The 21,097-nt window shown below is 42.5% G+C and carries 20 protein-coding genes; 10 read left to right on the top strand and 10 right to left on the bottom strand.

Going from position 1 to position 21,097, the window contains the following annotated elements:
- Positions 1–34: 34 nt before the first annotated feature.
- Positions 35–1,093 (top strand): 3-deoxy-7-phosphoheptulonate synthase, encoded by a 1,059-nt coding sequence (gene aroF / locus V7K49_RS26515; RefSeq protein WP_335208285.1) that lies wholly within the window; start codon positions 35–37, stop codon positions 1,091–1,093.
- Positions 1,094–1,329: 236 nt separating this feature from the next.
- Here aroF and V7K49_RS26510 read toward each other — a convergent pair whose 3' ends face one another.
- On the bottom strand, positions 1,330–2,076 hold the full coding sequence (locus V7K49_RS26510) for a hypothetical protein (protein WP_335208283.1): 747 nt from the start codon (positions 2,074–2,076) through the stop codon (positions 1,330–1,332).
- A gap of 94 nt (positions 2,077–2,170) precedes the next feature.
- Here V7K49_RS26510 and V7K49_RS26505 point away from each other — a divergent pair, with 94 nt between their 5' ends.
- The 4 genes from V7K49_RS26505 (at position 2,171) to V7K49_RS26490 (ending at position 7,264) form a co-directional block, all read left to right on the top strand.
- Positions 2,171–2,338: a hypothetical protein gene (locus tag V7K49_RS26505; protein ID WP_335208281.1), complete on the top strand. Its 168-nt coding sequence runs from the start codon at positions 2,171–2,173 to the stop codon at positions 2,336–2,338.
- A gap of 363 nt (positions 2,339–2,701) precedes the next feature.
- Positions 2,702–4,006, top strand: a complete 1,305-nt coding sequence (locus V7K49_RS26500) for an FAD-binding oxidoreductase (protein WP_335208280.1) — start codon at positions 2,702–2,704, stop codon at positions 4,004–4,006.
- A 56-nt stretch (positions 4,007–4,062) separates the two neighbouring features.
- Complete coding sequence (locus tag V7K49_RS26495; protein ID WP_335208279.1) at positions 4,063–5,418, top strand: (Fe-S)-binding protein; 1,356 nt, start codon at positions 4,063–4,065, stop codon at positions 5,416–5,418.
- Positions 5,419–5,959: 541 nt separating this feature from the next.
- Positions 5,960–7,264 (top strand): P-loop NTPase fold protein, encoded by a 1,305-nt coding sequence (locus V7K49_RS26490; RefSeq protein ID WP_335208278.1) that lies wholly within the window; start codon positions 5,960–5,962, stop codon positions 7,262–7,264.
- Positions 7,265–7,401: 137 nt separating this feature from the next.
- On the opposite strand, the gene V7K49_RS26485 is transcribed toward V7K49_RS26490, so the two are convergent.
- Positions 7,402–7,695 carry a hypothetical protein gene (locus V7K49_RS26485; protein ID WP_335208277.1) on the bottom strand — a complete coding sequence of 98 codons (294 nt, stop codon included), beginning with the start codon at positions 7,693–7,695 and terminating at the stop codon, positions 7,402–7,404.
- A gap of 105 nt (positions 7,696–7,800) precedes the next feature.
- Between V7K49_RS26485 and V7K49_RS26480 the strand changes: the two genes are divergently transcribed.
- Positions 7,801–11,505, top strand: a complete 3,705-nt coding sequence (locus V7K49_RS26480; RefSeq protein ID WP_335208275.1) for an nSTAND1 domain-containing NTPase — start codon at positions 7,801–7,803, stop codon at positions 11,503–11,505.
- A 519-nt stretch (positions 11,506–12,024) separates the two neighbouring features.
- On the top strand, positions 12,025–12,201 hold the full coding sequence (locus V7K49_RS26475) for a hypothetical protein (RefSeq protein WP_335208273.1): 177 nt from the start codon (positions 12,025–12,027) through the stop codon (positions 12,199–12,201).
- Here the strand turns inward: V7K49_RS26475 and V7K49_RS26470 are convergent.
- The 7 genes from V7K49_RS26470 to V7K49_RS26440 all read right to left on the bottom strand — a co-directional run bounded on the left by V7K49_RS26470 (position 12,191) and on the right by V7K49_RS26440 (position 18,098).
- A complete protein-coding gene (locus tag V7K49_RS26470) occupies positions 12,191–13,198 on the bottom strand; it encodes a phycobilisome rod-core linker polypeptide (protein WP_335208271.1) in 1,008 nt (335 codons plus the stop codon). The genes V7K49_RS26475 and V7K49_RS26470 overlap by 11 nt on opposite strands.
- A 629-nt stretch (positions 13,199–13,827) precedes the next feature.
- On the bottom strand, positions 13,828–14,166 hold the full coding sequence (locus V7K49_RS26465; protein WP_335208269.1) for a CpeR family transcriptional regulator: 339 nt from the start codon (positions 14,164–14,166) through the stop codon (positions 13,828–13,830).
- The gene (locus V7K49_RS26460; protein WP_335208267.1) at positions 14,160–14,789 is read right to left on the bottom strand and encodes a chromophore lyase CpcT/CpeT; all 630 of its coding nucleotides are present in this window, start codon (positions 14,787–14,789) and stop codon (positions 14,160–14,162) included. The genes V7K49_RS26465 and V7K49_RS26460 overlap by 7 nt, the downstream gene beginning before the upstream one ends.
- 129 nt (positions 14,790–14,918) lie before the next feature.
- Positions 14,919–15,455, bottom strand: coding sequence for a phycobiliprotein lyase (locus tag V7K49_RS26455; RefSeq protein ID WP_335208265.1), 537 nt, complete (start codon positions 15,453–15,455; stop codon positions 14,919–14,921).
- 184 nt (positions 15,456–15,639) lie between these two features.
- Complete coding sequence (locus V7K49_RS26450; protein WP_335208264.1) at positions 15,640–16,398, bottom strand: phycobilisome rod-core linker polypeptide; 759 nt, start codon at positions 16,396–16,398, stop codon at positions 15,640–15,642.
- 378 nt (positions 16,399–16,776) lie between these two features.
- Complete coding sequence (locus V7K49_RS26445) at positions 16,777–16,938, bottom strand: hypothetical protein (RefSeq protein ID WP_335208263.1); 162 nt, start codon at positions 16,936–16,938, stop codon at positions 16,777–16,779.
- A gap of 584 nt (positions 16,939–17,522) precedes the next feature.
- Positions 17,523–18,098, bottom strand: a complete 576-nt coding sequence (locus V7K49_RS26440) for a phycobilisome protein (protein WP_335208262.1) — start codon at positions 18,096–18,098, stop codon at positions 17,523–17,525.
- Positions 18,099–18,207: 109 nt separating this feature from the next.
- On the opposite strand from V7K49_RS26440, the gene V7K49_RS26435 reads away from it, so the two are divergent.
- Together V7K49_RS26435 and V7K49_RS26430 are read left to right on the top strand one after the other, a co-directional pair.
- Positions 18,208–18,870, top strand: coding sequence for a HEAT repeat domain-containing protein (locus tag V7K49_RS26435; RefSeq protein WP_335208261.1), 663 nt, complete (start codon positions 18,208–18,210; stop codon positions 18,868–18,870).
- 138 nt (positions 18,871–19,008) lie between these two features.
- Positions 19,009–19,209: a hypothetical protein gene (locus V7K49_RS26430; RefSeq protein WP_335208260.1), complete on the top strand. Its 201-nt coding sequence runs from the start codon at positions 19,009–19,011 to the stop codon at positions 19,207–19,209.
- A 95-nt stretch (positions 19,210–19,304) separates the two neighbouring features.
- Here the strand turns inward: V7K49_RS26430 and V7K49_RS26425 are convergent, their stop codons facing one another.
- A complete protein-coding gene (locus V7K49_RS26425) occupies positions 19,305–20,129 on the bottom strand; it encodes a pentapeptide repeat-containing protein (protein WP_335208259.1) in 825 nt (274 codons plus the stop codon).
- Between the two features lie 203 nt (positions 20,130–20,332).
- On the opposite strand from V7K49_RS26425, the gene V7K49_RS26420 reads away from it, so the two are divergent.
- Positions 20,333–20,884, top strand: coding sequence for a phycobiliprotein lyase (locus V7K49_RS26420; protein ID WP_335208258.1), 552 nt, complete (start codon positions 20,333–20,335; stop codon positions 20,882–20,884).
- Positions 20,885–21,097 lie beyond the last annotated feature (213 nt).

The following is a 21,097-nucleotide window of genomic DNA, read 5'->3' as shown; positions in this document are numbered from 1 at the left end:
AGAAAAATCTACTCAATTAATTAGGAAGTTTTACATGATTATAGTAATGAAAAGTGGTTCCCCAGAGGCGGAAATAAACCGCATTGATCAGGAACTAACTAGCTGGGGGCTAACTCCAGAAAAAATTGTTGGTCAACACAAAGTAGTTATTGGTTTAGTAGGTGAAACCGCCAACTTAGATCCACTACAAATTCAAGAAGTTAGCCCCTGGATTGAGCAGGTGTTGCGAGTAGAGCAGCCTTACAAACGAGCAAGTCGCCAGTACCGTAACGACGAAGCTTCAGAAGTGGTAGTCAATACTCCTAATGGAGCAGTGGTATTTGGTGAACACCACCCCTTGGTAGTCGTTGCCGGCCCCTGCTCCGTAGAAAATGAAGAAATGATTGTGGAAACAGCACGGCGCGTCAAGACGGCTGGAGCCAAGTTTTTGCGCGGCGGGGCATACAAACCCCGGACTTCACCCTATGCCTTCCAAGGACATGGTGAGAGTGCTTTGGATTTGTTGGCGAAGGCACGGGAAATCAGTGGACTAGGTATTATTACAGAAGTGATGGATGCCGCTGATCTGGATAAAATTGCCGAAATTGCTGATGTGATCCAGGTGGGGGCAAGAAATATGCAGAATTTCTCTTTGCTCAAAAAAGTGGGAGCGCAGGCGAAACCAGTTCTCTTGAAGCGGGGAATGGCAGCTACTATTGAAGATTGGTTGATGGCAGCCGAGTATGTTTTGGCATCTGGCAATCCGAATGTAATTTTGTGTGAAAGGGGAATACGCACCTTTGACCGCCAGTATACGCGAAATACGCTGGATTTATCGGTAGTGCCAGTGTTGCGAAAGCTGACTCACCTGCCAATTATGATTGACCCTAGCCACGGCGTAGGTTGGTCTGAGTTTGTGCCTTCAATGGCAATGGCTGCGATCGCAGCTGGCACTGATTCCCTGATGATAGAGGTTCACCCCAACCCTGCCAAAGCCTTATCTGATGGGCCCCAATCTCTGACACCAGACCGTTTCGATAACTTGATGCAAGAATTATCAGTGATTGGTAAGGCGGTAGGACGCTGGCAGCAACCAGCAGTCGTTCTGGCTTAAAATTTTGAAAATGCTAAGTAGCTAGTACCGCAAGGCGGAAGTCAAAAGTCAAAAGTCAAAAGTCAAAAGTATTATGGAATGGCCTTTTTAGGGATTTTAAATGGTTGCTCTATTTACGCCGTGGCGTACTAGGTGTAAAGAAATTAAAGTTTGTAGTCAGCACTTTAGTCTTGATAAATCTCAAGTGCTTCATTTTGCTAACTAGAGATTTGATCGCGGGCGATCGCTTAGGTTTGTTAAACACGCCGATCACGTTTGATGTCGCCAACAACTTTTTCCAAAATCCAGTTCTCTAATTTATCTGGGTTTAATTGTTGCTGATGTGTAATCAACCGATTGGCAATTTCTTCATTGCCACTGATTAAATTAAGAAGTTCTTTATACGATGGATTATTCTTGGATACTCGTTTTGGTTTACTAGGCTGTCTCTTGATTTTTTTGAGATCCGGTAATGGCGTATCTGAGGGTGGAGATAGAGAAACTTCTGTTTGTAGTGTTTTTGAACGTAGTTGTTCCTGTGGTTTTTTGAGCTTCAAATCACTAATAACTTGTTTTAAAAGCCAGTTCTCAGATTTACCTGGGTACAATTGGCGCTGTTTTACCAGTAATTGATTAGCTGTCTTTACGTTGTTGGTTAGAGCAATTAATTCACTGTGCAGATATTTGTTGTTGATGTCTATTTCCTCCTGAGTTACTTTGAATTGCAAAGGTGGTGGTGATATTGATTGCTGAGGAACTTTAGCTTTTGGTTTTGATGTATCTATCCCATGTTCCTTAAGTAGGAATTCATACTCATTTATAGCTTGTCTGAAAAGCTCTACAGATTCTTGGTAGCCGTTTACAGACTGCTTAAATAGTTCTGTGGATTTTCGGTACTGTTCCAAAGCTTTCCTCTGAAGCCAAATCTTGATAATGCATATAACCAGCAAGAGGAATGCAACAAATAAAGCAATCTGTAGCTGAAGGATGAGCGTAAGCTGCATAATGAATTTTGACTTGGTGGTACAACTCTACAAATACGGGGAATCTCTAAGTGAAGACATCAGAAGAATCCCTATATTTGTTTCCCGCTCATCTATGACAACAGTAATTTATCCTGAGCAAAAAGCACATGTGATTAGTAGTGATGCTGAAGCGATCGCGATCGCTAAAAAACTGCCAGCTGAATTTGTGAAAAGAGATTCAGAACGCCACCAGCAGCGGCGTCTACCCTACGAAGAGGTGAAATCTACTAGTGGTTTATGAGGCAATACGCTTAGGTTAAGCATTTCTTTCTTCTCTCTGCGTCTCGGCGGTACCCTGCGGGAAGCCGCTTTGCGTCTACGTTAAAAAATTGACTTTGATAACAGAATTTTAGCCATAACCCAATACACTTGGATTATGGGGAATCGCTGCACCCAAAGAATATTGGGGGCGTTTGTTTCCAATGCTACCCTGACAAAAGTCATCAACCTGAGAGATTAAACTTCCAACTACCGATAAAAAAGACCTATGGAAACAGAACTAGCAACTGAATTAGCCACCATGTATTAATAGCAATGCGCTTTTTTAGTCAGGTTAGCCAGTAAATTAGATGTAGGGCGGAAAAAATAATACTGAATCAAAGCGATGTCTAACGACAAGCCACAAGGCGTCTACGCTTCTTATTTTGCATCTATCGTCGGCGAAGAAAATGCTGTTTGCCTTTGGGAAAAGATCGAACTAGGTCAGCAAAAACGTATCCAACAGGCTATAGCTTCTGGAAATCCTCCCAGTTGTATCGTCTATCCCCGCAGCCAACAACAGCTAGCAGCAGTCATTGCCACAGCTCACAGTAACAACTGGCGCGTCCTCCCCTGTGGTAATAGTAGTAAACTCAACTGGGGTGGTTTAGTCAAGGGTATTGATATTGTAGTCAGTACAGAGCGGCTCAACCAACTGATTGAACACGCTGTTGGTGATTTGACAGTCACGGTAGAAGCTGGGATGAAATTCTCTGATCTCCAAGCGCTTTTGGCAAAGTCGCGGCAATTTCTTGCCCTTGACCCCACAGCACCAGAGTTAGCAACCATTGGCGGTATTGTTGCTACAGGTGATACAGGTTCTCTGCGGCAACGTTATGGTAGTGTGCGCGACCAGTTACTAGGTATTACCTTTGTCCGTGCTGATGGACAAGTCGCCAAAGCTGGGGGAAGAGTAGTTAAAAATGTTGCCGGATATGACTTGATGAAGTTGTTTAGTGGGTCGTATGGCACATTAGGCTTTATTAGTCAACTAACTTTTCGCGTGTATCCGCTTGCAGAGGCATCAGGGACGGTGGTACTAACTGGTACAGCGGAGGCTGTATCCCAAGCAGCTGATATCCTTCGAGGTTCGGCGTTAACACCAGTCCAAGCTGATTTGCTATCAACTAAACTGGTGTCCAGCTTAGGTTTGGGTAAAGGACTGGGATTAATAGCTCGCTTTCAAAGTATTAGTGAGAGTGTTAAGGAACAGTCAAACCGAGTTTTGGAAGTAGGGCAAAAGTTGGGCTTAGATGGGGCAATTTATGTAGATGGTGATGAGGCTAGTCTATGGCAGAGATTGCAAGAACGAATACATTATGCTGCCACAGAATCTGTAATTACCTGCAAAATAGGAGTATTACCTACTGCTGCCGTGGAGATTTTGACTCAGGTAGAGTTAGGTTTAATTCACATTGGTAGTGGTTTAGGTTTGTTACAATTAGAGAGTAAAAATCAGGTTTTGAAAGTGCGCGATCGCACTCAAGCTCATAGAGGTTTTTTAACAATTCTGGAAGCACCAGTGGCGGTTAAAGAACAAATAGATGTTTGGGGCTATACGGAGAATGCTTTGCTGCTGATGCGCCAGATTAAAGAACAGTTTGATAGTAAGAATATTTTAAGTCCTGGTCGGTTTGTGGGTGGGATTTAAGGAACTAACCGCAGAGACGCTGAGAGCGCTGAGATAGAGAGGGGAGAAAAATAATTATGCAAGTTTCTGAAGATTCTATTAATAAGACGGCTAGTTTAAAGAATTTGAAGGGGTTTGATGAGAGTCATCCGCCTGATCCGAAGTTAATTGATAGTTGTGTACATTGTGGATTTTGTCTCTCCACTTGTCCGAGTTATCGGGTGCTTGGGAAGGAGATGGATTCTCCTAGAGGACGCATCTATTTAATGGATGCGATTAATCAGGGTGAGATTGCTTTAAATACGGCAACTGTAGAACATTTTGATTCTTGTTTGGGATGTCTTGCTTGTGTGAGTACTTGTCCTTCTGGTGTGCAGTATGACAAGTTAATTTCTGCAACTCGTCACCAAGTTGAACGCAATTATCCCCGCAGTTTGCCAGACCAATTTATTCGTCAACTGATATTTTCTTTGTTTCCCTATCCCAACCTTTTACGGATTTTACTAGTTCCGTTGTTGGTTTATCAGAAATTGGGTTTTGCTAAATTCTTTCGCGCTACAGGTTTACTCAAGAAAATATCGCCCCGTTTGGGAGCAATGGAATCAATTCTGCCAGAAATTACTCTCAAATCTTTTCAAAATAATTTGCCTACTGTCATCCACGCCCAAGGTGAGAAGCGCTACCGAGTTGGGGTGATTTTGGGTTGCGTGCAACGGCTGTTTTTCTCTCCAGTGAATGAAGCAACAGTGCGGGTTTTAACAGCGAATGGTTGTGAAGTTGTGATTCCTAGGTCTCAAGGTTGTTGTGCAGCGCTTCCCGAACACCAAGGACAAACAGAACAGGCGAAAGCTTTAGCAAGGCAGATGATTGATAGTTTTGCCAACACTGATGTAGATTTTGTGATTATCAATGCTGCTGGTTGCGGTCATACTTTAAAGGAATACGGTCACATTTTAGAAGATGACCTCGAATATCGGGAAAAGGCGAAGGATTTTGCGGCTAAGGTTAAAGATGCTCAAGAGTTTTTAGCAACAGTTGGGTTAACAGTGAAACTTTCGCCACTAACTGATAAACCCTTGAATTTAGTTTATCAAGATGCTTGTCATTTATTGCATGGACAAAAAATTAGCGTGCAACCACGTCAGGTATTGCGACAAATTCCAGGGGTGAAGTTGAGAGAACCAATAGACGCGGCTTTATGTTGTGGCAGCGCTGGGGTTTATAATATGCTGCAACCGGAAGTCTCTGAAGAATTGGGTCAGCAAAAAGTGCAGAATTTGTTGAATACTGGTGCTGATTTAATTGCTTCTGCTAATCCGGGGTGTACTTTGCAAATTACGAAGCATTTGCAGTTGCAGGGTAAGAAGATTTCAGTTATTCACCCGATGGAGTTGTTGGATTATTCGATTCGGGGTGAGAAGTTGGAATTGTAGACTTAAGGTGAATTCTAGTAATAAATTTACCATAGCCGTTGGTTTCGACTTCGCTCAACCAACTGAGTGATCGAGAGTTGAGCGACTCGTGCCGAGTTTAGCCTGAGCGGCGTCGAAGGGCAGAGCCGAGGTAAGTCGAAACTGGTTAACATAGGTATTTTTTTCATCAGAAATCACCTAAGCCAAAACCTCGTTTCCAGCCTCTGGCTGGAAATGCTCATCATTGGGATGCTGCCGCTAATAAACGAGGCGGAGCCTCTTATTAGGCATTCCCAGTCTCTGACTGGGAACGAGATAATCTATAAAAGCTCGTTAGAGACTGGCTTTCACTTGAAGTTGACATCAATTGCGTCTCGCCTGTCCTTAGCCAAAGGTGGGCAAAATGCTCACCTGACAAGATTAGATAATTTATTTGTTGGAAATCCCTTATTGGAAGTCCTTAATCAGTCGTTTTGAAAGGTTTTTTCCGAAATAGCGGCTTTGTCGTCTGTATAATCACTGAAATGGGCAAGAGTATCAGCCTAATTTCAGGTTATTTGTGATGAAACTAGATTTAGTCAGGTTTTTTCAAGCTTGCAACCCCAGTAAGACTCTGGTTGTGAGTAAACCGGAAGATAGACAGTATTATATTGATTTCTCTAAAGTGCGTGGTGCCAAGATTATTGAAGAACTTGGGCGAACTATTACCCGCCTTTCACCTGAGCAGCCCACTTGCCAATTATTTACCGGACATATCGGCTGTGGCAAATCCACTGAATTACTGCGGCTAAAGGCAGAGTTAGAGCAGCAGGGATTTCATGTGGTTTATTTCGAGTCTAGCCAAAGCCTGGATATGGCTGATATTGATGTTACAGATATTTTACTGGCAGTAGCTCGCGAGGTGAGTCAAAGTCTAGAGGCAATAAAAATTAACCTCAAACCAGGATACTTTAAAAATCTGTTTACGGAAATTTCTGAGTTTTTGCAAACGCCGCTAGATATTGGAGTGGAGGCTCAGTTATCTGTAGGTATTGCCAAGATTACTGCCAAAACTAAAGATAGTCCCAAACTTCGCGGTCAGTTGCGACAATATTTAGAACCGCGTACCAATGGCATTTTAGAATCAATTAACAAAGAATTGCTCAAGCCTGCTAGAGAAAACCTCAAGCAGCAAGGTAAAAAAGGACTGGTCGTAATTATAGATAATCTCGACCGAGTGGATAATTCTTTAAAGCCTTCGGGTTATTACCAGCCAGAATATCTCTTTGTTGAACGCGGTGAACAGTTAAATCAGCTAAATTGTCATGTTGTTTATACCATTCCCCTAGTGTTGATTTTTTCCAACGCTTTAGGAAGGTTAACAAATCGCTTTGGGGTAGACCGGAAGGTTTTGCCAATGGTTCCCGTGCAACTACGAGATGGTTCGCAATTCTCACAAGGAATCATGCTGCTGCAACAGATGGTTATGACGAGGGCTTTTCCTGGTGTTAGTTGGGAACAAAGTCGGAATTTAATTACTGAGGTTTTTGATAGTCCTGATACTTTAGAGCGACTTTGCCGAGTTAGCGGCGGTCATTTGCGTAATTTGCTAATGTTATTGTTTCGCTGTCTTCAGCAAGAAGACCCACCCCTGTCGCGGGAGTGCGTAGATAGGGTAATTAAACAACGCCGCAATGAGTTAACTTTGGCAATTACGCCCGATGAATGGGAAGTACTGCGTGAGGTGGCCCAAAAGAAAAGCTTGAGAGGTCATGAAAGATACGAACTTTTGCTCCGCAGTATGTTTGTATTTGAATACCGGAATGAGGATGGTTCGTGGTTTGATATGAATCCGATTTTGGTTGAAGCGAAGGAATTTAGGTTATGAATCGGCTGTAGGGGCGTACAGATGTCATTGGCGTCAACTTCAGCTAAAACACAAGAAGAAACACTCTCGTTTCCAGGTAGAACCTGGAAATGCACCTCATTCATTGCGGCTCTGCCGTTAATAAACGAGGCAGAGCCTCACAGTAGGCATTCCCAGCCAGAGGCTGGGAACGAGAGAACCATCTCAGTCGTGACGGGAGCAATATCAGGGACGACGGGAGTCATATCAGGGATGACGGGAGTCACATCAGGGATGACGGGAGTCACATCAGGGATGACGGGAGTCACATCAGGGATGACGGGAGTCACATCAGGGATGATGGGAGTCACATCAGGGATGACGGGAGTCACATCAGGGATGACGGGAGTCACATCAGGGATGACGGGAGTCACATCAGGGATGACGGGAGCGGTATCAGTCGTAATTTTCACAACTACAGCTTTTTAAAATTAGCAGAAATCATTCTCTTGCCCACCGCCCCCTACTTGCATGATGTAATCAGACAAACAGCTAGTATAAGGTAAATTATCTATGTTATGAGTAATCAGCAAGAGCCAGAAAATTTAGCCTTTGACAATGAGAGTTCATTGCAAACTCTGGTGCGAACAATTACCCTTTCTCAAGGAGAATTTTCGCTGATTTTGCTGCGCTGTAACTATGCTGCTTTACGTCAGCGCATGGTGCAACGTCTGCACCAATTATCTCCTGTACACATTCACGAAATTACCTTACCTGCATCAGTCAAAACGCTTTACACAAATATACGCGAACAACTGGGAGATGAACAGCCACCTGCATTGATGATTTTTGGTTTGGAGTCGGTTAAAGATGTTGGCACAGTTTTGACTTCTGCTAACCAAGTGCGGGAGGAATTTAGAAAGAATTTCCCGTTTCCGATATTGTTGTGGGTTAATGATTCAGTTCTGCAACAATTTCTTCGATTAGCAACTGATTTAGAGAATTGGGCAACTATCATTGAATTTCAAAACCCTACTGACGAGTTAGTCAAGTTTCTCCAGCAAAAAACTGATGAAATCTTTACTGATGATGTAAAGCCTAATCCCCAAATGTGCCGGGAACTAAAAACCGCTCGTCAAGATTTGCAAAATCGAGGAGAAATACTAGAAGCAGCACTTCAAGCAAGTTTAGAGTTTGTGCTTGGTTTGAATGATTATCTACATGACCAGATAGATTCTGCTTTAGCACATTACCAACAAAGTTTGGGGTTCTGGCGACAAAGTAATCATTTAGAACGACAAGGTATATTACTCGTTAATATTGCTTTAGCGTATAACCGCCAAGCCAAAAAAAATCAGACAGAAAAGAAACGATATTGGCAAGAGTCTAAAAATTACCTTCAGCAAGCTATTGATATTTTTGAGCAAGCACGACGTTCAGATTTAGTCGCAAAACATATTACTAAACTGGGTGAAGTGCTGCGAGGTTTGCAAGCATGGCCAGAATTACAAATCCTTGTTGAAAAATCTCTACCGCTACATCAAAATTATGGCACACCCTTGCAATTAGCTAAAGATTATGGTTTTTTGGCAGAGGTAGCCTTAGAGCAGTCACGCTGGGATGAAGCTAATCAACTGGCAGGGCAAGCATTGCAAATATTAGCTGATCTTCCTAATATTAAATCAGAGGAATTTGGCTTATATCGATTTATTTTAGCTAAGTCGCAACAGGGTTTAGGTCAATTTGAAGCAGCAATTAATAATTTAGAAACTGCAAAAGTTGAAAGTAATCATCAGTACAACCCACAATTATATATATCTATATTAAAGAGATTATGCTTGCTCTACTTTGGGCAAGGTGAATATCTCAAAGCTTTTTATATTAAACAAGAGCAATTACAAATTGAACAACAGTATGGTTTCCGCGCCTTTGTTGGTGCATCTTATCTTAACCCACAGCGACAGGCAATTAATTCTGCACAGTTGCAAGTAGAAAATTCTGACACAATTGCTCAAGAAATTGCTGCTTCTGGTCGGGGAGAAGATGTGAAGCGGTTGCGAGAAAGAATTGGCGGGACTGAGCATAAATTGACTGTAATTCATGGTCAGTCAGGAGTGGGGAAAAGTTCAATTTTGCAGGGTGGATTAATTCCGGCGCTGCGACAGGAAGCAATTGGTGAGCGAGATGCTTTACCTATTCTGTTACGAGTATATACAGATTGGGTGGGAATGTTGGGGCAGAGTTTAGCTAAGGCTTTTGAGGAAGTCAGAGGTAATCAATTATCTGTGAATCTGGATTCACCAATAGCTATTTTAGGAGAGTTCCGAAAGAATGCTGACCGGAATTTGTTAACGGTTTTAATGTTTGACCAGTTTGAGGAGTTTTTCTTTGTTTATACTGACCAAAGTCAACGACGAGCATTTTATGAGTTTTTGAGAGTTTGTCTAGATATTCCTTTTTTGAAAGTGATTCTGTCTTTGCGAGAAGATTATTTACATTATTTATTAGACTTAGAACGTTTATTTAAGTTAAGTGCAATTAATAATAATATTCTCGATAAAAATATTCGCTATTATTTGGGTAATTTTTCGCTCGCAGATGCTAGAGCAGTTGTGCGGAGTTTAACAGCACGCTCTCAATTTTATTTAGAGTCTGCACTGATTGATGAATTAGTCCGAGATTTAGCAGGTGAGTTGGGGGAAGTACGCCCGATTGAGTTACAAATTGTGGGGACGCAACTGCAAACTGAGAAAATTACAACTTTAGAAAAGTATCGTCAGTTTGGCACTAAAGAAAAACTGGTTGAGCGATTTTTAGAAGAAGTCATCCAAGATTGTGGTGCGGAGAATGAACAAGTTGCTCGACTGGTTTTATATCTACTCACAGATGAAAACGGAACTCGTCCACTGAAGACTCGTGCTGAGTTAGCCGCAGATTTGCCAGCAGAAGTTGATAAACTAGATTTGGTTTTAGAGATTTTTGTGGCATCTAGGTTAGTATTGCTGTTACCAGAATCGCCTGCTGACCGTTATCAATTGGTACATGATTATCTCGTGTCGTTTATTCGCCAACAACAGGGAAGTGAGTTGTTAGCAGAATTAGAAAAAGTTCGGGAACAACAGAAGCTAACTGAAGAGGAATTGAAGCGCGAACAAGAGGCAAGGCAGATATTAGTTGATGCTCAACGCAAAGCTGACCAGCAAATTCAAGAGGGACGCAAGCGGTTAGCGATAAGTTCTGGTTTAGCAGTGTGTCTATTATTATTGGCAGGTATATCATCTTTATATTCGTTGAATCAAATTCAATTTGCTAAGAATGCTGAGGAGAAAAAGCAACAAGCAGAAAATAAAGTGAGAACGGCTGAAGCAAATTACAATCAAGCAACTCAAAGTTTGCAAGCTACGCAACAGAAACAGGTAGAAATACAGAATAAAGCGCACGAATTAGAAGCTAAAAAGAAAGATGCAGAGCAAAAGTCTCAAGCAGCGCAGAGAAATCAGCAAGCCGCAGAACTGAAATTTAAGGCAGCACAAGGACAAACTCAAAAGGCTAACCAAAATCTGTTCAGTGCTAAAACAGAATTGAATCAGGTAGAAGAAAGGAATAAAACTATTCAAGAGAAAGTACAACTGGCTAATAGACAACAACAAAAAGCAGAATCTAAAGCTAAACAGGCTCAAACTATTTTGAGTCAAGCACAAGTAGCCCTGACTAAAGCAGAGACAGCACAAAAAGAAGCACAACAAGGAACAAACCTAGAACGGGCGGGAGTTAGTGCCTTAAAACAGTTTGAGTATACGCAGTTAGAATCGCTAGTGTCAGCAATGCAGAGTGGTAAAGAATTAAAAAATCTGGTAAAAGATGGTCGTCCTCTAGAAAAATATCCCGCTATCAGCCCGATTTATGCTTTGGATACGATTCTCAATAATATTAAAGAACGTAACCAGTTCCAAGGGCATCAAGACTGGGTAAGAAGTGTGAGTTTCAGCCCGGACGGCAAAACCATCGCCACGGCATCCGATGACAAGATAGCGCGGTTGTGGAACCTGCAAGGGCAACTGCTGCAAAAATTAAAAGGGCATCAAGGCACAGTCTATAGTGTGAGTTTCAGCCCGGACGGCAAAACCATCGCCACGGCATCATCTGACAAGACAGCGCGATTGTGGCCTGTGGAGAATTTAAACCAATTGTTGGTGCGGGGTTGCAATTGGCTGCATGATTATTTGCAGAATAACTCGAATGTGAGTGAGAGCGACAAGCATCTTTGCGATGATATTAAATAATATGATGTCGGTTAAATTGCCTGTAATAAAAGCACCCCACCCCCAATCCCTCACCTTGCCAAGGGTCTACGGTGTATACACAAGTCTGAAATAGTTTACTCACCTGGTTTTTCGCGTCAGTTTTACCCCACCCTAACCCTCCCCTTTCTAATGGGAGGGAACTAGATTCCTGTTTCCCCCCTTTCTAATGGGAGGGAACTAGTACCGCAAGGCGGAAGTCAAAAGTCAAAAGTCAAAAGTATTATGGAATAAGCTCTTTAGGGATTTTAAATGGTTGCTCTATTTACGCCGTGGCGTACTAGATTCCTGTTTCCCCCCTTAGAAAGGGGGGATTAAGGGGGGTAATTTGACTTGTGTATACACGGTAGGCCAAGGGGAGGGGAGCAAAAGCGCAGCTTTCGCGGGGTGGGGTAATACGGATATTATGATTACTCCAATGGACATCATATAAATGGTTAGCAAAGGGCCGGCGATTCTCCAGAGGAGACGCTACCCGATCGCACTTTCTCAAATCATCTGATGCGATCACTGAAAAAGTTTCTCAGTTTTGCTGAAGCGATCGGACTTTTTAGAATTATCTCAGGCGATGCCTACGGCGGTAAACTACGCCACATTTTTAACTTTTGCAAAAGCGGTGCGTTAGCCTTTGGCGTAACGCACCCTACAAAACTAAACAGTAGAAAAATTAACCATTAAAAACGCGACTGCGCCACTTATTCAACCGGGCTTCTCCAATTGTGGCATACCGTCGAGCATCAGCAATTTGCTCTTGCAAACCTGCAATCTGTTTTGCTTGCGCGTCAGCTTGCTGTTGCAAAGATGTATATTCGCCTGTGCTGGTTACGGAACTGGAAGACTGCGAACTACTACTGAATTTTGTTGTCCCAATGCTGGCAAACGGTCTTAAGTCTGCTAGTTGTTGTTGCAAAGTTGCAATCTGGCTTTCTTGCTCTTTAATCTTTTGCCGCAAGCCTTGTTCAGCTGCCGTCTGAGCTGCAATAAACGGATTAACTGGAGCAGGAGTTTCTGGCTTGCGCTTGAATACTTCAGCAAGTATTGCACTAACATCTGTGGGTTTGGCTCTACCATAAGGAGTGTTGGTAATTAGCGATCGCACCAATTGAGGTTCATTATTTGTTGCTAGGTTTTTGTCACTGCTAGAATTGCTCCGCACCAGTTGCAGCATATTGGTAAATTCCAATATCTTTTTGCCCGTTTGAGTTTTATAACCCCGGTAATATGGCACTATGTTATCCCCAAAGGCATCTAGATACTCGTCGCTATCAAGATAAGAATCAATATCCGCCTCAAAACCCTTCTCATCGAGAATGTTGCTGTGATGTTTCGTCTCGGAGTAGTCATCGGGAGCGCGCCCCAGCAAATGCTTGAAGTTCAGTTCAATCGCCCGGTAGCGGTAAACTTTATCAAAAAATCTGGAGCGATACAACTCTGATTTGGCAACTTGACGCACAAACTCACGGACATCGATTATACCTTGCTTGAGTTGGGATTCTGGAACGATGAGCCGCTCACTTTCCATAATGTAGGCATTACCCAACACTTGCCGATAAACTGCTCGAATTACAATTTCAATGTCTTCAACTGAAGCAGTAGTCCACAGTTCAATGGGTTCTGTTTGGGGAAATGCTTGATATTGGCGGCGTCTGGTTTCTTCGTCTAAAAAGATTTGCATACTTCGTTAGTGTGGGTAGGAGTGACTAATGGCTATTTTTAAAGGTAATGGGAGCTAGAACACCAATTCAGTAATCCTGGAAGAACCCCTCCCCTAAAAGGGCTACAGTGTACACACAAGTCGGAAATATCTTACGAACCTGGATTTGGACTCTCCTATTACCCCACCCTAATCCTCCCCTTTCTAAGGGGAGGGAACCGGATTTACGATCTCCCCCCTTGTAAAGGGGGGATTAAGGGGGGTAATACACGGTAGCCTAAAAGATAAGGGGGCTGGGGATTAGGTTTTTGATTACTGAATCGATGCTCTACTAAATGGTTGTTAGTTGTTAGTTATTAGTTTTTAGTGCTTAGTTTTACCAATAAATACTAACCACTAACTACTAAACTTTGCTAATTCCCTTTACAGTCAGGATTAATTTATCAAGTTTTGGGGAGTTTTTTAGTTACATTTTCTTACAAACTTAGACGGCTAACTGTTAATAAGTAACAGCTAATCATAATAAACAATTAGCGATTAAACATTAACAATTAGCCGTCAACCCCCTTAGGGAGTATTTAAAATTCAAAACTTAACTTTGAATTGGAGTGTAGACACCTGTGAGAAGGATTTCCACAAGATAGTAACTCTCAAACACGCTCATCAAATCTAGTGTAGAAACCACCGTATTTTATCCAGTATTGTTTCAAAGTGTGATGAGGCGTATGTAAACTGGCTTTTGCCTGATATAAAATAACTTGGCGATGATCACCCATCCAAATTTTATTAATCGGGTCAACGCATATTACTGTCCCTCCTAAAGAAGCTACACATTCAGAAAATCTTTCAATCGTTGTATATTCTAATGTCTCGAATATAAAAAAGTTACCCGAACAAATCAAGTGGCGACTGCGAATCCAGCAGCGCATTTTTTTTTCAGCTGGTGGAGGTAACATGTTGGTTTTAACAAATTCAAGCTGAATCAACATAATGCGCTCACCGCATGTAATTCATCAGCAAAACTTTCCCGTTTTTCAAATCGCAATGGCCCAGCAGTTGATCCCCATATTTGCTCGTGGGTTTCAATATCCATACCTTTATCTAGACTTAACCAAGTACGCTCAGTTACTTCTACTTCGCTGACAAGATATGTCTGGCATCCATTGCGCTTAATCAGACATTGATTACCCGGTTCCACACTGCCTCGAAACATTTCACCTTTTCGCTGGAAAACCATTGAACAGTGATGACGCCGTTCGATGTTCTCTGGGGTGATGGTTTTGAGGATATCTAATTCACGAGCAGCACCTGCATAAAGCATAGGGTCTTTCAAGCTGTAATTTTCGATATAGATGCGATCGCCCCAATCCACTAATCTATGTACTCCCTGGCGATAGGGTGTCCATAAATCGTGGTCATATACTTGTTCTGAATAAAAACCGATTGCAGAAAAAAATTCAATCGGTAAAGGACGAAAAAAAATGCGAATGTGGGCGTAAAGTTGCGGATTTGCAAAAGATTGCTTATAGTTGCTAAAATCTCCTGCCATCCAACAAGCTAAAGTGAGCAAATCGCTAGCGTTGTTGCTAGATTCACTGGGCGCTATCGTCACGTCGCTTCGCTCCGAATTCAAAATTTAAAACTTGTACTGAGCTTGTCGAAGTATTCAAAATTCAAAATTAACAATCCCCATAAATAAATTTTGGAGTTTGTATCCTTTTATGTTTTAACCTGATTTTTGCTAACTGGTTGAATTTGACAAAGAGCGAATCTCTGAAGAAAAGGAAGCTGTAGTCACACCTTTACCATCACTGGTTTTAATCGTCGCTACTCGAAATCGGAGATTTGGGTTAGCAAACCAAATTCGCTCCTCAGCAGCAGCGAGTTCATACTCTGTCAGTAGGGTAAAAATACCATCTTCACTCAAGTGATATTTAGCTACTGCTGGGATTGTTTCGGCGTATCCCTGATCCCGCAGGAGTTTGCCTCTAGAAGGATTTTCGACATTGGGAATTGGCACTAGCACAGTACTACCAGAGATTGGTTTATCGTCCCAGTCTGACTCACCCTCCCAAGTCATCCGAAAGGGGTGGGTGATACTGGCGGGGTCAGTGTCATACAATTGACAGATTGCTACCACCGCCGGATCATTGCTGGATAGAGACTCAATGTCAATGGTAGACAGCACTTGTTCAAAGTGGGCGAATGCTAAATGATGACCGCTACGCTGCGATCGCCATTGTCCAATTGAAAGTTCAAAGAATTCAGTAATTTCCATTAAAAAAGTGATCTTAAAAAGTAGCTTACAATCCAAGAGATATCTTGGCTAAAATCTTATTCTCCTAGTCTATATGCTAGCCTCGTTGACCACAACCGCATTCAGGGGTGCTGAGTGCTGAGTTAGGAGTTATTCCCCCCAGTCCTCAGCCCCCAGCCCCTTTTTCATCTCTACTTAGACAAATCTAAGCAACTTCAGTGATACTGATGATTTTGCCGCCCGTTCGATGAATGTTTTGCACTTGCCCAGACAGTTGGTTGTAGTTAACTACATATTCGAGCTTGCCCAGACGGCTAGGGATCTTAGCTGCACCTTTGACTGCTTTAATCAAGAAGCGTTTGCTAGTGCTGCTTACACTAGAACCAGCAGCGGGAGCCTTGATGGATGTGGGTAAATTTGAACCGACATCGCTGATCAGTTTGGCTTTGCGATCGCTATCGCTGCTAGCTACTCCTCTCAATAAGGTAAAGGTGCGGTTAAAGGTAACATTTTTAATCCCTATTTGGGAGCTAGTGCTGCGAGGATAAGGAACAATATTCTCGCCAAAATTTTGCTGATACTCCTCGCTATCGATATAGGATTCGATTTCAGCATCGTAGCCCTGTTCGTTGTAGATGCGGACGTGTTCAGAAATTTCTGCCTGATCGGCTGGAGCACGGCCTAGCAAGTGTTTGAAGTTCAGTTCAATGAACCGATTTTGGGAAGAAGAATTGAAAAACAGGGATTGATAAAGTTCTGATTTTGCAACGCTGTTGACGAATTCGCGGACGCTGATATTGCGATCGCGCAATTGTGATTCTATAGTGGCTAGTCGCTCACTTTCCAACAAGTGAGCATTGCCCAAAACCTGTTTGTAAACTGCCCGAATCAGTATTTTTAATTCACTTTCGCTGGTGTTCGGACGTAGCTCAACCTTAGGTGAATCAATAGCCCAAAGTGACACTTAAGTATCTCCTTAAAAACGTAAATTAAATGAAATTTCCGAGCATCCTACCCCTTATAGAGGTGGAATTTCGCATCAGTTGTCAGTTATTTTTGCTCCTGACTAGCTTCTGTAAAACTTTAGTTTGTGAAAGTGCGTTAAATATCGTTCGTATATGACAACTGACGGCGGAATTGATCAAACCCCAGATCAGCGATCGCTTTGGCTAACTTTTGATGAATGATCAACACTGAGGATTAGTCACTGAAGACGTTCAATGAACCGATAAGAAGCAGTGGTTTCAAAAAACCGCACCCGGTAAATCTAAGATTTAGCAACGACTTGCACAAAGTTGCGGACGCTGATTTCATCCCGTTTGAGTTGGGATTCAGGAACGGCTTACCGCTGACTCTCCATTACATAAGCATTGCCTATAACTTGCTTGTAGACAGTTCTAATTAAGGTTTCAACTTCCTCATTAGAGCGACTTGGCCACAGATCAATCGGATCGGTATCTTCAGACAGAGCGACCCCTAATCGTGATGCTAATCCAAAAGCCATTCAAACTATCTCCCAGTTACTAACTAAATTTTATTTATGAAAAGGGTATTCAGCAGATGTTAAAAAAGTTTACATCCTTGTAAACAAGGAGAGTCCATAGAGACTTTAAATCCTTATTACTTTTGATGATTTAAGTTTTTACATCGTTGTGCCTTTACACATTCTGATACGATGTCGAAGCCATATTTATTAAAATTTATTAAGTTAAATAATACTTGAGAGAAACTTCAGCTTTTTTTTAGTATCTGATTGGAGATTGGCGTACAGGTGATGGTATTGTAGTAATCTTCTGACTGGGAGCATTAATAGTGCTGAGTCATTAGTTCATTCGTTGCATCCGCATAATTTGCAAAGGCTTGGTTTGAGGCAGCACCAAACTGGGAACTAGTACCGCAAGGCGGAATTAAAAATTAAAAATTAAAAATTAAAAATGAATACAGCGTAAGGGTTTTGTTGATTTGGAATGGGTGGTTTATTTACGCCATGCTGTACTAGTCTAGCCACCTTTAGCCATAGCACCATTAGCTCAACCAAGTCCTCAGATCAACTAGACACTTGGACTCAGAACTCTTTACTTAGGACTACTAAATTTGGAAAGTAGCCAGTTGGGTAATTAAATGATCAAAATAGGGAGCAATTTCTTGCTGATTGGCTTGACACCGCTTTAAACTAACAACCTTAATACTTTTTAAACCTAAGACCATTGCATCTTTTGGAACTTGTAATTCCTGATAGAGCAAATTCATATAGTGCAATCCTGTGGAACTGGTATACTCAGTGTGACCGCCTGCTATGCCATAGGTAATACAGCGGAGAAAATGCCAAAAATCTCGCCAGCAAGCTTGGGCGCGTTCAGGCGGATAAAGACCTCCTCCAGGCTGGATAATTTCGGGATAAGTCGCCAAAACCTGCTCTCTAGCTTCATCAACAATTTCGGCGGCGCGATCGCGTAACAATTGAGCAATAGGAATCAATGCCGAATTATCAGGTGACAAGGTTTTAATCTGCAAAAAATCTTCGTCGCTCAGATACCGAAAAGCATCGTCCGCAGCCTGGAATATAACAATCGCTGCTTTTGGATGGGACTGTTCCCACTCAGCAAAGCTGATAATTCTAGCTTTGGCTATTAATTCCTTAACGGTTTGGCTTAATTGAGTCATTGGTTTAGGGGATAGGGCATGGGGCATTCATTCAATCTTCTTAGAATGCGATCGCCATTTGGTGACATCTGTAAAATAAAGTTAAAGAATAGCTCTACCAAATGCACCTATGGAAATCGATAAAATCCAAGCTGAACTGAAGAACCCAGATTTTCACTATCGTCTGAAGGCGATCGCTGCCCTGAATAATTATGAATCAGAAGTTGCAGTTCCTCTGTTAACGAGTAAACTTCGTGACTCAGAATTTTTGGTGCGTTCTTTTGTAGCAAGGGGTTTGGGTAAGCAACAATCAGCGGAATCTTTTGCTGCTTTGATGCAAATTATGAAATTCGATGATACCCCCAACGTGCGAGCTGAGGCGGCAAATTCTTTATCGCTATTTGGTAGAGTTGCAGTTTCTCATCTAGTTCTGGCATTTTATCAGGATGACCACTGGCTAGTTAAGCGGAGCATTTTGGCAGCGATCGCCGAAATGGATTGCCCTGAAGAACTATTTGATATCTGCGTTCAGGGTTTAAAAGATGAAGATTTCACAGTTCAGGAATCCTCTGTTGATGGACTCGGCTTACTAGCTGATTCTAGCCAACATACTGCGGCATTATCCCAAATACTAACCTTGGTAAATGATCAATCTTGGCGGATGCGCGTGCGAGTTAGCTATGCCCTGAAACGATTTGACCAGCCCCAAGCAAAAACAGCCCTGAACCAACTCAGACAGGATGAGAATCACCGAGTTGTCGGAGCTGCTTTAGAAGACTTGTTGCCACAATAGTGGTATGGTTTTGTTCGCAATATTGTCAGAAAACTCAATAAAAAATATATTATCCTACCTTAAATTTGCCAAAAATATCCGGTTAATCTGCCAAAATATGGAATAAAAAATTAACTTTTTCGAGATGAGGAGACATTTGTGACTAATATCCCAACTGGTCAAATGACTTGGCGATTACCAGGTTCCTCAGAATCTGCCTTACATTTGCGGCATAATCCTTGGGAACCTTGGCGATCGTATAAAGAATTTCCACAATATGTTCTACCTGATCCGCCCAGTTTTTCCGAAGGATACGCTACATTTTTAGCGCTCTTAAAAAAGAACTGGCAGTTGTTGTAAACTCACTACAGAACAACTGGTCAAACAATTTTGGATTTTGGATTTATTTTGCCCACAAGGAGCGCGGCTTGCACCTAAAATCTAAAATTGGTCCGTCAAGCACTGAAACTCTCACGAGTTGTTGTGCGGGTGTAAGCGTTCCAAGCGTCGAGTTCTGAATGTGGACGGCTGCAAAGCATAGCTTTAGTTGCTTCTGTAAGTCCTTGGGCAAGAGTAAAATCTGCCCCAGCGATACTTTGAAGATGCTCCATCTCTGCATCACTGAGGTCAGTTGCTCGCAGGTCTGTATCCTGCAAATTGGCTCCAGTCAATCGAGCATTCCGCAAGCAAGCCCCTGTCAAATAAGCTTTCGTCAGGTCAGCGCCACTTAAAGCTGCACCTTGCAAATTAGCTCCTGTCAAGTCAGCGCCACTCAGGTAGGCTCCACGCAGATTAGCGCCTTGTAAATCTGCGTTTCGTAAAGAAGCTGTATTGAGAAAAGCACCATTGAGATTAGCACCTGGCCCCACCGCTCCAGAAGCTTTGTAGTTATATTCTTGGGGCCATTTCGTTTGTATATCATAACGCGCTACTTGGAGTTTGGCTCCCTCCAAATTTGCGCCGCTAAGATTCGCTTGCTGGAGGTCAGCACGGTTTAAATAGGCTCCCTGCAAATTAGCTCCACTCAAATCGGCTCCTCGCAGATTAGCGCCTCGCAAATCTGCCCCACTCAGATTTGCATCACTCAAGATTACCTCGCCCAGATCGGCTCCTAATAGCTTGGCTTTACTCAAGTTAGCTTGTTGTAAATCGACTTCCTTCAAATTGAATTGGTACAAATCTACCCCATCCAGAGCGATTCCTGCTTTCAGGGCTGTTAAGATTTCAGGAGTTGGACTGGGGCGTTCGCTAGTAATAAGTTGAATTTCACTATTTGTCATCAGCTGATTAAAATATGACTTTTGGAGTTATTCTACACTTTAGCTATATCGGGACTTCATCTTCTCACTCAGTATTCAGTAACGCTAAAATTTGATTCTTAGCTCCTCACCGGAGCAATGGAAACGTCTCCGGCTTTGCTCAAAACTCCTAACTTTTAAAAAACGAGGTTTTAAAACATATGCATCTAATACCACCCTTGACTATGATCGACTTCTTCCGTAAAAGTGAGGGAACATGGTTTACGGAACGCTCTGTTCATCATTTTGACTCAGCGGCGGATGAGTCGGGGGAGTCAAATTTGATTATTAAAGTCATGAAAAAAGATGATCCTAAAGTCCAAGAAGTCTGTACAGCCCAAGGGATAGACCCAACTAAAGCCACAAGCGGTGCTAGCTTTGCATGGCAGGCTAACCTAGACACCAGACTACTAAATACCGATAATGCCGCCATTTTAGTTGATGTACCCGACGAAACGAGGCGTTCTGGAAAACTGATCCGCAACCAAGGCTATGTCGAGAGTATTCCGGTTGTGAGTCGGTATCAGTTTGCTGATGATGGAGTCTTGACAATTGATACTGACTATGACAATAACCAAGGTCAGGAACGTTGTTGGTTTATTACGGATGATTTTCGCGTTAGGGTCAGTACGGTGCGAATGATGAACGGAGTCAACTTGATGACTTATTGTTCTGAGCGTCGCTGTGTTTCCCAAGAAGTCTTGGAACAAATGATCAGTTGGAATCATGTTAGGTAGGGAATAGGGAGTCGGGGACAAGGGGGATGAGGGGGACAAGGAAAATAACTCATGCCCATGCCCCATGCCCAATACAACTCTTGGAGAGGCTACTTCGGCTACGCTCAACACAAGTGCGCCAACGGCTTCTCTACGAGATGCTACGCAGATCGCTCAGTACAAGTGCCCAATGCCCCATTAAGGAATGTTGCTTTGTTTCTCAGAAATGAGACG

The organism is Nostoc sp., from assembly GCF_036919675.1.
Taxonomy (GTDB): Bacteria; Cyanobacteriota; Cyanobacteriia; order Cyanobacteriales; family Nostocaceae; genus Nostoc.
This window is presented reverse-complemented; position numbering and strand designations above follow the sequence as displayed.